Source organism: Psychrobacillus sp. FSL H8-0487, from assembly GCF_038008385.1.
Taxonomy (GTDB): domain Bacteria; phylum Bacillota; class Bacilli; order Bacillales_A; family Planococcaceae; genus Psychrobacillus; species Psychrobacillus psychrotolerans.
The window spans coordinates 226,544-240,639 of record NZ_JBBOZA010000001.1 but is presented as its reverse complement, the minus strand read 5'-3'; the positions used below and the strand labels follow the sequence as shown (position 1 = coordinate 240,639).

Sequence of the window (14,096 nt, the reverse complement as noted above, 5' to 3'; positions counted from 1 at the left end):
TCTAGCCAATATTTTTGCATGATTCTCGTTCAATCAAATTTGTTTCTACTAGATGGTGCACGACAGGGGCTTCTGTATTCTGAACTTTTTCCAATAAAAATTTTGTTGCTTCAAAACCAAGATCAAATATTGAAATATCGAGTGAAGTTAATGGAGGACTCACATAAGCAGATAAGGCATGGTTATTAAAGCTAACAATAGAAATATCCGCTGGAACTCGGATAGATAATTCTTCTAAATAGCGAACAATTTCATATGCAACTAGGTCATCATGGGCCACGATAGCCGTAGGTGGTGCTGCTAACTGCATTAATTCATGAATACTTTTATTTCCTTTTTCTTTAAAAGCCTGATCCTGTATAAAATAATCATCTGAGTTGGGTAATTCAGCATCGATTAACGCCTGTCGATATCCCTCGAGACGGTCGGTGGATACGACAAAGTTAAGATCTCCTCCGATAAATGCAATTTGACGATGCCCGCGTTGATACAAATAATCTACCATATCGTGAGCAATTTTTTTATTGTCATTATCTACATATGTAATTTCATCATCAAATTGATAAGGACGTCCCACCATCGTGAATGGGAATCTCGTTTCCTTTAAATAATTCATTGTTCGATCATTTACACGGGAATAGAGAAGGATAATTCCATCCACTTTTCTTCCTTGTACCATCGAGACAACTTCCTCGAATATTTCATCCTCCGTGCCACCAGTGGACAGATAGATTCCATACATACTGGCATGAGCTCTAGAGCAAATCCCTCGAATAACTTCAGGAAAGAAAGGATTTTGAAACGCAAGCGTAGTCGAATGGGCCATAATCACTCCAATAGTTTTTGTACTTTTAGAAGCTAGGTTTCTCGCTTGAAAGTTAGGGTGATATTCTAGTCTTTCCATCACTTCTCTAACTCTTCGTTTCGTTTGTTCGCTGATTCGTGGATTGTCTGCAATTACACGGGAAACTGTAGATGGAGACACATTTGCCTCTCTTGCTACATCGATAATTGTAACAGTCATATGGAACTCCCTCCTTTCCTAAATTATTTTATAGCACCATCAGATACACCTTTTATAATTTCGCGTTGTGCAAAGAAGTATGCAATGATTACTGGAATAATTGCTAATGTCAGACCTGCTAAAGCAAGATGCCATTGTTTTGTATATTCTCCAAAGAAAAAGAACATTTTAAGCGGAATTGTTTCTTTCCCTTCCTGGTTAATAACCAACGAAGGAAGTAAGTAGTCATTCCAAATCCAAATGGTATTTAGAATTCCAACTGTTACTGTTATCGGTTTTAACAACGGTAGTATTATATGCCAAAAAACTTGGAATTTATTTGCACCATCTATTGTAGCTGCTTCGTCCAATGATCGTGGAATAGAATTTAAGGCTCCGTGATAAAGGAATATCGATAAACTTGCACCAAAACCTATATACATGAATATTAAACCAGCACGATTCAGCATTTCAAACTTCCCGAAAATCGTTACAAGTGGAATCATAACTGATTGGAACGGGATTAGCATAGCTGCTACGAATACGAAAAAGATTATCGTACTAAATCTACTTTTTGCACGTGAAAGAGCATATGCTGCCATTGCAGAAAAGACAATGATAAGTGCAACACTAACTACTGTGATTAATAGGGAATTCCCAAATGTTCTAAGAAAGTCTAATTCATTAAATGCTTGCACGTAGTTATCAAATGTTGCTGAACTAGGCGGTTTTAGTGTATCTTCAAAAATTTCACGTTTCGTTTTTAACGAATTTACGATCATTAGATAAAACGGAGCTAGCCAGATAAGGGCTAGGAAAATCCCTAATACTTCAAGGGGAATTAAATACTTTTTACGCATTACATTTCCACCTCACGTTTCTTGCTAATATACACTTGCAATAAAGCAATTGCTGCCACAATCAAGAAAAATATAACTGCTTTCGATTGTGCGTAGGCCATTTCATAGCGACCAAAAGCTGTATTAAAAATTTCCATCGCAACCATTTGCGTTGAGTTATATGGACCTCCACCTGTTAACGACAAGTTTTGATCGTATAGCTTGAATGTATTGGAAAGTGTTAAAAACATACTAACTGTAAAAGCCGGAGCTACTAATGGGAATACAACTAGACGGAAACGTTGGAAAGGACTTGCTCCATCTATTTCAGCTGCCTCTAGCAGTTCATTTGAAATTCCTTCTAAGTAAGCAATATATATAACCATGATATACCCTGACATTTGCCAGCTCATTAAAATAACTAATGCCCAAAAACCAGTGGTAGATGTTGATAACCACCCTTGTAAACTTTCTATTCCTAACAGGGAACCAAATCCATCAAATGCCTTAGTAAATATAAACTGCCAGATAAATCCTAAGATTAATCCGCCGATTAAGTTTGGCATAAAGAAAATCGTTCTCAATAATTTATTAGATTTTAAATTGGCAGTCACAAGCAGCGCCAATGACAACCCAATCGCGTTAATAAGGAATATAGATACGACCGAAAACTTAACCGTGAACCATAGAGAATCTAGAAAACGTTCATCCTGGAACAAGGCAACATAGTTATCAAATCCGACAAAATTGTTTGTCTGAATTCCATTCCAATCAGTGAAAGAATAATATACCCCTAAAAATAATGGAGCAACTACTACTATCGTTAATGCTACTAAAACCGGCAATAAAAACAACCAATACGCTAAGTCTTTTGTGCGCATGCGCTCACCTCCAAAGTTACAACGATGCTCTTCCTCTAAACAATTTTGAAAGTAGCACCATTTTTTATCCTTTTGACAAAACAAAGTAGCACAAGTGCTACTTTGTTTAAACCAATTATTTATTATTTACGTGAAGATTCCCATGATTCTTTAGTTGCTTCTATAACTTCTTCCCAACTTGCTTCGTCGCTAAGGTACTTCTGTATTTGTACGCCCAACTCATCTTGACCCCATCCAGTTGGATAACCCATGAATGTCCAACCAATTGTTTTTCCTTGCTCCGCATATTCATACACAGCTTTTGAAAGCGGATCAGAGATTTTAGATGAATCGTACCCTTCATATGCAGGTATAAATTTAAAGTCATTTAATACTGTTTCTTTTCCAGCATCAGACGTGTATAACCAGTCTATGAATTTTTTTGATTCTTCCACTACTGCTTCGTCTGCATTGCTATTTACGCCCCAGTACATTGGAATTCCTACTGGAATACTATCTCCTTCATATCCTTCAACAGGAATAGGAAGAAGTCCGATATCGTTTGCTGCGAAGTCTTCATCAATTCCTGCTATTGATCCATATACCCAGTTACCTTGTTGAATCATAGCTACTTTTTGTAGAGAGAATAATTCCTCAACTTGTTTAGAGTAATCTAAACTAACAGTTGGTTGTGCAGAGTAATCGTTTTGAAGGTCAAGAATTTTTTTGAATGCGTCGCCATATTTATAATCGATTGTTTTCGATTCATATGCTGTTAACACATTATTATCAAATTCTGGTGCAATGAAAGTGTTAGATAAATGTAAACCAGTTACCCAAGTTTCTTTCCCTGGTAATGCAAATACAGATTCTAAGCCTAGGTCTGCTTTTTGGCTATCAAGCTCTTTTACTGCAGCTTCTAAAGAAGCAAAGTCTATGATAGAAGCAGGGTCAATACCCGCTTTTTCAAATACATTTTTGTTATAAATAAAGCCATATCCCTCTTGGTTAAATGGTAGTCCTAAAACTTTCCCATCCACAGAAACTCCATCTAAAGAACCCTTTTGAGCTGCGTCTGCTGCTGCAGTGCCTGATAGATCAGCTAATTTGTCTGACCAATCTGATACATCCTGGGGTCCTCCGATATTATAAATAGCTGGTTCGTTTCCTGAGGCAAATTTCGAACGAAGAGCAGCACCGTAGTCCTCTCCACCACCGACAGTAGTAATATTAATGTCGACTCCTTCATTTTCTTTTTCATATGCTTCTGCTACCGCTTCAAATTGATCTTTAAATTCCACTTTAAATTGGAAAATGTCTATTTTTACATCTTTACTAGAATCACCACTTGAAGAATTTTCCCCATCCGAGCTACATCCTGCTAATACCCCTGCAATACCTAATGAAGCTGCTAGAAAACCTGCGCGCCATTTATTCTTCATACTTTCTCCCACCCTTTTTTGTATTTGCGAAAACGTTTGCACAAAAGATTAAAAATAATAACAAAGCTTGCGAAAGCGTTTGCACAAGTTGTTAAAACAATCCTACCATATTCATAATAAGATGACAATAGTGATTTAAATATGAATTCTGTCTTTTATTTCACATAAATATTGTCACCCTATTATCTAGACGGTATCGTTTCAATACTTATTACTTCTATTAGTTTAGCAAGCTCTTCTATTGATAGAACATTTTTTTCATGTTTACAAAGTTGACCAGAAAAAGTTGAGTACGACTATGACAGATTCAGCCACTCAAAAAGGGTCTGGCCCACATTGGACAAGACCTTTTTTGAATTTAAATTATACAAAAATGTTTGTATATCTTTAGTTTACTTGTTTGAATCTATTACAAGCATAGCTGCTCCCAGCATTCCCGCTTCATTGCCGAAAGTTGCTCTTTTCACTTGAACTGGCTTCAGTTTTAAAGGTTCTACTTTTGCTAGAAGTTCTTCCCACCAGAAATCAGCAGAGTCAGATACTCCGCCCCCTATAACAACACAGTCCATATCTAGCACCGCTTGAAGACTAGAGATAACGATGGCAAAGTCCGATAGGAAGCGATCACGAACTGCTATTGCACCCGTATGACCATTCGCAGCTAAACGGAATACATCATGAGGTTTCGCCAATTCGTTCGTTTCTGCATTGATCACATTCTGCTCCTGAATAAGTCTCTTAATAGCTGTTCCGGATACATACTCTTCACTACAGCCAGGTCTTCCACATCCACATACTATACCGTTTGGATATAAGATTAAGTGACCAACCTCACCACCGCCACCATTTATCCCGTTCATCACTTTACCGTCAAGAACAATACCCCCACCCAGCTTTGTTCCCACTGTTAGGCAAACGACCTGTTTGTACTCTGCTGCTGCACCCAGTCTCGCTTCAGCTAGCGCAGCACAATTGGCATCATTGTTGATCTCTACAGGAAGTCCTGTTGCAGCTTCTAGTAATGCTTTGACAGGGGTGCCTTGCCAGCCTGGCATTTCTGTTTCAAATGTAATGACACCAGTTTCTGCATCTACCATCCCTCTTGTTCCAATGCCTATACCCGATATATCAGGCACATCGTTTATTATCGCAAGAATTTGCTCTTCTAAATAGGGATATAGCGGCAAAATAGTTGGTATCGTCTTATCTACCAGAACTTCACCCTGTTCGTTGACAACACCCATCCGGATTTTCGTTCCACCAATATCTACTCCCAGAACCTTCTTCAATTCCCTATCCCCTTTTCAAATGCGACCACAAACGCTTCATATGGACGGATTTCTACTATTTTTTCAGTTGTTTGAACCGTATTATAGTTTGATATTATAAGTCTATGTGATTTTGATGGCAGGTCAAAAGTTTCCCACTCTAGCCGCTCCATTTGATCGGAGAAATTTGCTACTACGAGCCATTCTTCATCCGCCGACATCCGTTTATAAACAAATAAGTTAGGATGATTAGCAAGTGCTAGCTGGAAGCTTCCATCTGTTATAATATTATGCTGTTTTCTAAGCTGTATTAGCTTTTGATACGTATAAAAAATAGAATTGGAATCATTTATAGCTTGTTCCACGTTTATTTCCTCCGTATTAGGATTCATTTGAATCCAAGGAATACCTGTAGTGAAACCACCATCTGATGTCCATTGCATAGGTGTTCTTGCATTGTCTCGACCTTTAGCATAAATACCCCTCATAATGTCTTTATGCGAAGTCCCCTGCTCTATTTTTTCTTTATACATATTCAACGTCTCAATATCGCGGTAATCCTCCATACTCTGGAATTCTACATTCGTCATTCCCAGCTCTTCCCCTTGGTAAATATAAGGGGTGCCTTGTAGCATATGCAGACAGATGGCTAACATTTTAGCAGATAGCTCTCGGTATTCTCCATCGTTACCAAAACGGGATACTACCCGTGGTTGATCATGGTTGTTCCAATATAAGCTATTCCAACCCACATTATGAAGTCCATGTTGCCATTTTTCGAAATTTCTCTTTAGATCAATTAGCTTCAATGGCTGTACATCCCACTTTCCGCTAGGCCCACTATCTAAGTCCATATGTTCAAATGTAAATACCATATTCACTTCGTTATTGTCGGGGTTCGTGTAAAGACGGGCATCATCGGTTGTCGCCCCAGGCATTTCTCCTACTGTAACTATGTCATATTTACTCAACACTTTGTCATTCATCTCTTTCAAGTGTGAGTGAATTTTAGGGCCATTCATAAAATACGGGCTTCCATCTCCATATAACTTATTCGGTTGTACTTCACCATCCGGTAAGTTCATATCCTTCGAGATAAAGTTAATGACATCCATTCGGAAGCCACCAATCCCTTTTTCCAACCAATAAGTCATTAGCTGGTACACGTCCTCTCTTAGAGGCTCATGCTCCCAATTTAAATCTGGTTGTTTCTTGGAGAACAGATGTAAATAATATGAATTCGTAAGTTCATCTTTTTCCCAAGCAGACCCTGAAAATACAGACTCCCAGTTATTAGGGGGACGTCCATCCTTCCCGTCTCTCCAAATATAGTAGTCTCGATACTTAGAATCTTTTGAGGCTCTCGACTCCACAAACCATTCGTGCTCATCTGAACTATGATTAACAACTAAATCCATCACAATACGAATACCACGTTTTTTTGCTTCCTCTATAAGCTTTTCCATATCTTCCATTGTTCCAAACTCCTGCATTATGGTCCGATAGTTTCTAATATCGTAACCATTGTCATCATTTGGAGAATCATAGACAGGACTTAACCAAAGAACATCAATCCCTAATTTTTGAATATAGTCCAGCTTGGAAATAATCCCTTGGATATCTCCAACACCATCCCCATTTGAATCCATAAAACTTCTTGGATATATTTGATATACAACACTTTTTTTCCACCAAGAATCCACTTTTTGCCCCATTTTTTTCACCATCCCAAATGTAACTTAATAGAGTTATTCTAATCTTCTAGCATCTATTATGCAAGCGCTTGCACTAATAATTTCTTAAAGTACACCTACTCTAATACTGATTCCCCAAAGTAAATAGGGAAGTCAATAAATGTATCTCCGCCCCCGGAAGAATTTCCATTTTCATTTCTTTCAGGATATGTCGACTTATCTGCGCTATCATATGTATTCCAACCAAAATAATACGATGGAATTATTGGAGAATCATTAAATGATTGGAGTACTGGTATCCACTCCTGTGATAGTTTTATACTTCCATAAAGATTCTCTGACAACCTAATCGTTTGCTCAAGCTGCACAGCTGGTTTGTAGTGCTCTTCATATATCCTTTAATTCAACAAAGCTTCCAATATTTCCTTCTAAGAGTTATCTACTAATATTTTGCATGATACCTCTATAATAGTTTTAACTTTATATTTTTTGTCTTCTATGGAGTACATTAAAATCATCTCTATTAAAACACTACAACCAAATATAATAGCCAACTTACCTTTTCCTGCCGCAAATAATGCAGTTATAGAAAGTACAAATACGATTATTTGAAGTAGTATTCGAACAGGAATAGTTACTGGGAAAGTAGCTTTTGGAGCGATAGTTTAGCCACTAAACAAGCTTTCCGTTAATAAAAACGCACTCCCTATCAAAACACCTCCAACCATTTTAAAATAGTTGAAGGTGCTTATTATTTTATATGCATTGTGAATGAATTATGCCCTAGATCCCTATTGCTCTCTTTAGTTTGTCTTTAATAGTTGGAATATCTTGTGCATTAATAGTCAATCGAATGAATTTCTCGTCCATTTCAAAAGCCTCTGCAAGTAGTCCCCCAAAACCTCTTGCTCTTCGGTCAACCTGCATTAAAATTTCAGCTGATTGTGCGGACTGAGACAAAAATAGGATTTCTAGTTCATCAAGTTTCGCTTTATAGGAGCTGCTAACCGGCACAAATTCAAATTCTTGTACAAACGGATATCGACTACCTAATTTATGAGAGGCTTTCTCACATTCAACTTTTCTTATTTTAAATCCTAGCTGTTCAATTGCCTCCAAAATATGAGCCGCTATTCTCGTTGGTCGTACGTTAATATAATCTTTATCTGTAGGATCTATACTATTTTTGATATCTAACCCTGTGCTAATCCATACACGCGTGCTTCCATAAGTGACTGGCGCATCTTCAGGAAGTGTTAGTGAAAAGGGAATTTTTTTCTTTTCATTTGCCCCAATTGTAAAAGGTTCAGTGACTTTATATTTTTGAAAAGCTGCTACGTCCGTGTATTTTCGATCATTCGATTCACGAATGTATGTTGTATTTACCGTTAAGTAGATCGCATCAATCTGTTGTTCTAAGTTTCCGCCAACCACTTCTACTACACCTTGCATAATTTCACCAGCAGTAAACTCTGACTTTTCTAGTTTAGTGTCTACCTTAGCTCCACCAACCCCGACACTTGCCAATACTTTATTGAAAAATGACATATACATTTCTCCTTTGATTTTAATAACATTTTTACGCTTTTACATCGCAATAGGTTTCACTTTTATTAGAAAAATACTCTGCTTCTTACTCGTCAGCTGTCCACCAACGTTCAAGGCTAGTATAAGCGCATAAGCTTTTCTTATTAGCGATAAGGAATATGCGATAGTTTAATAGGAACAGTTGGGTATCCTACATTTTTCAAATAATAATTAATACTTCTTGCCGTAAATTCATTTGTTCCCGAAGGTCCTATAATGATTTGATTGACTGGCAGTCTATTGTCATTTTGAAGTACTTTGTTATGTGTTTCTAACTCAATATATGGAAGAATAATATTATCGCGCGCGCGGAATTTCAGCTCATGCTGATATGACATGCTCCTAGAGTTGGTCACAATAATCCGCCATTCCTTTTCTTCTGAAAAAGTAGCATGTTTAAAAAGTGGTAGAAAGTATCCAATCGTTCTTGCTACTTCCTTAGGAGAGAACTGTGGCTTTACTTCACTTAGCTCTAAACTAATGAGTGAAACATTTATAATCCTACGAATAATTCTCTCTTGCAACTTATGATCGTATATCACCTTCCGCGGAAAAAAGTTTTCTTCACTTAGATGAAAAGAAACATCAAATAACGATGAAAAGTCAAAACCAATAGAAATCCCATGCTGACTTCGACTATATCCTCTCCATTGACTTAATAGGTCTCCACTTTCACAAAAGGACACGACAAAAATATCTGTGTCTTGTTCCTCTAAAATCGTAAAGACCTCTTCCAAATATGCTCTTCTGGGATTTTCTAGAGGTAACTCTTGAATAAGCTTTTGGACGATACTTTCGCATACCTCTAACCCATGACTATATTCTTTGGAATCATTCATAAATTTAATATGCGAGGCCCAAAAGGTTTTATCGCTAATAATTCCTTGTGCTCCTTCTAAATTTGTATAGTGATATAACGCCTTAATATTTTTTGTGAAGTATTTTTTAAATTCTTTACTTATTAAAGGAATAAGAGCCTTCATATCAATATTTAAAAGGTTTTTCTCTACCTCAGATTTAGACATCCCATAGCACCTCCTATACTTTTATAGTATTACTTCCCTCTTTTTATGTCCAAAAGCTATTGATTTTTAAGACAAAAAAACCAGAGCTAGAAAGAAATTATCCTTCCACTCTGGCTTGATACCACTTAACAAGATCATGGGGGTTCATCGGTTTTGCAAAATAAAATCCTTGAAAAATTGGGTTTTTACTTGTGTCCTTTAAGAAATCCACCTGCTCTTTTGTTTCTACTCCTTCTATGACAACATTTAAGTCTAATGATTCTCCTAAAGCAATAATAGCGGTAATTATAGATGAATCTTTAGAGGATTTCGGTACATCATCTATAAAAGACTTATCAATTTTCAAGGTTGATATTGGCATTTCTTTTAAATAAGATAGCGACGATACCCCAGTACCAAAGTCATCCAATGCAACAGAGAAACCTTCTTCTCTAAATTTACTTACCGCCCTCATAGCTTCTTCCACATTTTTCACAAAACTATTCTCAGTTATTTCTAATTCTATTTGCGATGGCTCCAACCCATATTCGCTTAACTTTTCTGTGAATACCCCTAATAACAAAGGGGAAGTTATATACTCGCCTGGAATATTAATAGCTACTTGTTTGAATGAAATATCCTCCAATTTCCAAGATGCTATTTGTTTACAAACCCCATCTATTATCCAGTCAGTCACTTTAACCATACGGTCATATTCCTCTAAAATTGGAACAAAAACAGCAGGTGATAGATTACCGTATTTAGGATGATTCCATCTTAATAATGTCTCGAGCCCATCAATACACTGCGAGTACGAACTAAATTTCGGTTGATAAACAAGATATAACTCGCTTTCTTTCATAGCTCGATTTACATCTTCAGCTATTTCAAGATTAAATGTATACCTATGAATACTAGAATCATAGTAAATAATATCATGATCATACATAATAGAAGGATAGTTTAAAACGGCAAGTACATTTCTATAGATATCAGTGTCCTTCTCACCGTAATCGGCTTGAGATATAGCACATACTCCAAACAGCATTACTTCTCTATCTTGGACTCGAATAGGCTCACGAAGTGACTCTGCTAGCTTCTTCAACACCTCTTTTAACTGCTTTGCACTATCCACATCCCTAGTTAGCAAAGCAATACGATTCCCTCCTATCCGATAAAGCTCTGTTTTGGAAGGTGATATAGATTTGAACATATGTACTAGTTCTCGAATCACCTCATCACCGAAAGCATAATTGAACTCTCTGTTTATATGCTCTAAATCATGTATATGCCAAATAGCTAAAACTTTAGGTGACTGAATTTTCTTTTCAAACAACCGTCGATTAGGTAATTGTGTTAATGCATCGTAGTAATTCCCACGATACTCAATATACCGGTCTAACAAACTTGAAAGTAATAATACTCCCAAAAGTATAGCCATTCCTAAACCTACAATGACTGCTAATCCATACATTTCGGTCATATGAGAAGCCTCATGATTCAATTCATACCCCTTGGGAATATAAAAGTTCATAGCTGCCATACCGGTGTAATGCATACTAGAAATAGCCAACCCCATGATTAAAGAGATTAAAATCAGAAGTATATTTTTCGACTGATAGGTATGAACCTTCGCAAGAATGTAAACTGCTATAATAGAAACAAAAATTGAAATACAAATAGAAACTAAAAAAAGTAGAAGGTCATAAGTGTAAATAACGTCCATTTCCATCGAATACATTCCTATATAATGCATGGAGGAAATTCCTATCCCCATCGCTATCCCCGCGAATACATACGACCAATAGTTTCGTCTTGGAAGGTCTGCCAAATAGAAAGCTATAAATGAAGCTAACATAGCAGGAATAATTGATATAAGCGTAATAGTTTTGTTGTAGCTCATATTTACTGGCAATGAAAATGCACCCATTCCTATAAAATGCATAGACCATATACCAAACCCCAAGCATAGCGAGGCAAGCAGTAACCAGAAGCTTTTATGAAAAAAACTATTTTCTTTTGCTCTTCTTTTCAAGGAAATTGCCGTGTAAGATGCTACAATCGCTATAATAATTGAAAATACCACTATTGTCATAGAGTATTCACCGCTAATTTCCAAATATGCATCTTTTGAAGGACTAGTATTGTTAAAATTAAATATATTCTCCACCTCACTATACCAATTAGACTATAACATACTTAATTCAAAGTAATATATAAGTAAAAATTTAAAAGTACTATTAATTTTATATTAACACTATATAGTGAGGATAAAATTTCAGGAAAAGAATATTTGTTACTTGAAAAAAACACAGAAACTAGTTATAGTTTCTGTGTCTCTTTTTGTTCGTCCATACTCTCGCTGATTAAGCTTGCTAATACATGAACCCTTAGTATGATTCCTTTAATCATTAGCTCTTCATCCGTAACGACGATGGGGTATTTTGAATCTAATACATACGGAATAATATCTTGTACATATTCATCCGCCTTTACTGTTTTCACTTCTGTAGACATTACTTCTTGTAAGGTCTTTTTCTCTTTGAGACCATTAATCGCTTGGTCAATAGTAACTATTCCTTGTAGCTGGCGCTTACGATCCGTAACGAATGCACTAGAAATACCATTTTCTCTCATTACTTGAATAGCGACATTCAGCCCATCTTTTAAGGAAACTAACCCATATGGCTTAGACATAATATGTTCCGCCTGCAAAATTTTAGAACGATCAATATCTCGGATAAATTCTGAAATGTAATTGCTTGCCGGTTTTTCAAGAATTTCTTCTGGAGTACCGATTTGTTCAACTTTGCCATCCTTCATCACCGCTACACGGTCACCAATTTTAAAAGCTTCGTTAACATCATGTGTGATGAAAATAATAGTCTTTTGTAGTTTATTTTGTATATCTAGTAATTCTAATTGCATTTCACGTCGGATCAACGGATCAAGCGCACTAAATGGTTCATCCATAAGTAAAATGTCCGGATCATTCGCAAGTGCTCTAGCAATTCCTACACGTTGACGCATCCCTCCAGATAGTTCATCCGGAAATTGGTTTTCGTATCCTTTTAGCCCTACTGTTTCTAAATGTTTCCCGGCAATCTCCCGACGCTCTGCTTTAGACATCCCTCGTATTTCTAGGCCATATTCAATATTTTCTAGTACCGTTCTATGGCTGAATAAACCAAAATGTTGAAACACCATTGCAATTTTTTTCTGACGGAAATACTTTAGCTGATTTTTGTTATATCCAACTACATTTTCGCCATCGACGTAAATTGCCCCAGAGGTAGGCTTGTTCAATAAATTTAAGCAACGAATGAGCGTAGATTTTCCACTACCAGATAGTCCCATAATGACAAATGTCTCGCCTTCCATAATTTCCATAGATGCATTATATACACCTACCGTATGGCCCGTTTTCGCAAGAATTTCATCTTTTGGAACACCTTTTTCAACCATTGAAATGACCTTTTTAGGTCTTGGTCCAAATATTTTAGATACATTTTCTACCTTAAGTTTAACTGTCATGCTACATCCCTCCTATGTTTCTGAAGGCGATTTGCAATTCCTCCGGTAATTCGGTCAATTATTATCGCTAAGAATACAATACTAATCCCCGCTTCAAAACCAAGTGAAATATCAATACGATTTATCGCATACAGTACGCGCTCTCCAAGTCCTTGAGCACCTACCATCGATCCAACAACTGCCATAGATAGCGCCATCATTGTTGTTTGGTTAACACCCGCCATAATAGTTGGCAATGCTTGAGGTAATTGTACTTTCATAAGCATTTGAGAAGTGGAAGAACCAAATGATTGTGCTGATTCTACTACTTCCTTATCTACATTACGAATTCCTAGCTCAGTCAGTCGGATAACTGGGGGGAGTGCATAAATAATAGTAGCAATAACGGCTGGAACATTCCCTAATGGGAAGAAAAATATTACAGGTATTAAATAAACAAAGCTTGGCATAGTTTGCATGGCATCTAAAACTGGTCTCATAATAGTAGACAATGATTTACTAAATGCCGTCGCAACGCCTAGTGGAATCCCGATTAATAAAGACAATATAACAGAGATTAATACTATTGAAATAGTAGTCATTGTTTCTGGCCATAAATCGAATGTACCTATCATAAATATAAAGAAACCAAAAAGAAGTCCTCCATACAAATTAGTAAAATACCATCCTAGTAAAAAAATAATAATAATAAAAATCCACCAAGGGATTGCTAGAAGACCCGCTTCTAGACCCTTGATCATGGAAGAAGAAATAACAAAAATAAAATCAAAGAATGCATCAAAATTCATCGCCAAAAAATCAATAAAATTTTCTACTATATCCCCTATTGGTATTCGTACATCTGGAAATTCTGTCATAGACTATG

Annotated in this window: 13 protein-coding genes; all 13 read right to left on the bottom strand. The window is 36.6% G+C overall.

What is annotated here, in order from left to right; all coding sequences use genetic code 11:
- Position 1: 1 nt before the first annotated feature.
- The 13 genes from MHI47_RS01235 to MHI47_RS01180 all read right to left on the bottom strand — a co-directional run bounded on the left by MHI47_RS01235 (position 2) and on the right by MHI47_RS01180 (position 14,088).
- Complete coding sequence (locus tag MHI47_RS01235) at positions 2 to 1,024, bottom strand: LacI family DNA-binding transcriptional regulator (RefSeq protein WP_093536442.1); 1,023 nt, start codon at positions 1,022 to 1,024, stop codon at positions 2 to 4.
- Positions 1,025 to 1,047: 23 nt separating this feature from the next.
- On the bottom strand, positions 1,048 to 1,863 hold the full coding sequence (locus tag MHI47_RS01230; RefSeq protein WP_093536444.1) for a carbohydrate ABC transporter permease: 816 nt from the start codon (positions 1,861 to 1,863) through the stop codon (positions 1,048 to 1,050).
- Positions 1,863 to 2,723 (bottom strand): carbohydrate ABC transporter permease, encoded by an 861-nt coding sequence (locus MHI47_RS01225; RefSeq protein ID WP_093536446.1) that lies wholly within the window; start codon positions 2,721 to 2,723, stop codon positions 1,863 to 1,865. The genes MHI47_RS01230 and MHI47_RS01225 overlap by 1 nt, the downstream gene beginning before the upstream one ends.
- A 122-nt stretch (positions 2,724 to 2,845) precedes the next feature.
- Positions 2,846 to 4,144: an ABC transporter substrate-binding protein gene (locus tag MHI47_RS01220; protein WP_340761193.1), complete on the bottom strand. Its 1,299-nt coding sequence runs from the start codon at positions 4,142 to 4,144 to the stop codon at positions 2,846 to 2,848.
- 392 nt (positions 4,145 to 4,536) lie between these two features.
- Complete coding sequence (locus MHI47_RS01215) at positions 4,537 to 5,433, bottom strand: ROK family protein (protein WP_340761192.1); 897 nt, start codon at positions 5,431 to 5,433, stop codon at positions 4,537 to 4,539.
- Entirely contained in the window at positions 5,430 to 7,127 is a 1,698-nt protein-coding gene (locus MHI47_RS01210; protein WP_340761191.1) for a glycoside hydrolase family 13 protein, read from the bottom strand. The genes MHI47_RS01215 and MHI47_RS01210 overlap by 4 nt, the downstream gene beginning before the upstream one ends.
- A 95-nt stretch (positions 7,128 to 7,222) precedes the next feature.
- Positions 7,223 to 7,450: a hypothetical protein gene (locus MHI47_RS01205; protein WP_340767950.1), complete on the bottom strand. Its 228-nt coding sequence runs from the start codon at positions 7,448 to 7,450 to the stop codon at positions 7,223 to 7,225.
- Positions 7,451 to 7,534: 84 nt separating this feature from the next.
- A complete protein-coding gene (locus MHI47_RS20155) occupies positions 7,535 to 7,768 on the bottom strand; it encodes a DUF2568 domain-containing protein (protein WP_411747550.1) in 234 nt (77 codons plus the stop codon).
- 121 nt (positions 7,769 to 7,889) lie between these two features.
- Positions 7,890 to 8,654: a sporulation protein gene (locus MHI47_RS01200; RefSeq protein WP_340767949.1), complete on the bottom strand. Its 765-nt coding sequence runs from the start codon at positions 8,652 to 8,654 to the stop codon at positions 7,890 to 7,892.
- 143 nt (positions 8,655 to 8,797) lie between these two features.
- Positions 8,798 to 9,718: a DUF2971 domain-containing protein gene (locus MHI47_RS01195; RefSeq protein ID WP_093536460.1), complete on the bottom strand. Its 921-nt coding sequence runs from the start codon at positions 9,716 to 9,718 to the stop codon at positions 8,798 to 8,800.
- Between the two features lie 97 nt (positions 9,719 to 9,815).
- Entirely contained in the window at positions 9,816 to 11,792 is a 1,977-nt protein-coding gene (locus MHI47_RS01190; RefSeq protein WP_340761188.1) for a bifunctional diguanylate cyclase/phosphodiesterase, read from the bottom strand.
- 227 nt (positions 11,793 to 12,019) lie between these two features.
- Positions 12,020 to 13,231, bottom strand: a complete 1,212-nt coding sequence (locus MHI47_RS01185; protein ID WP_340761187.1) for a quaternary amine ABC transporter ATP-binding protein — start codon at positions 13,229 to 13,231, stop codon at positions 12,020 to 12,022.
- Positions 13,228 to 14,088, bottom strand: a complete 861-nt coding sequence (locus tag MHI47_RS01180; protein ID WP_340829081.1) for an ABC transporter permease — start codon at positions 14,086 to 14,088, stop codon at positions 13,228 to 13,230. Before MHI47_RS01180 ends, MHI47_RS01185 begins: the two co-directional genes overlap by 4 nt.
- Between the last annotated feature and the right edge of the window lie 8 nt (positions 14,089 to 14,096).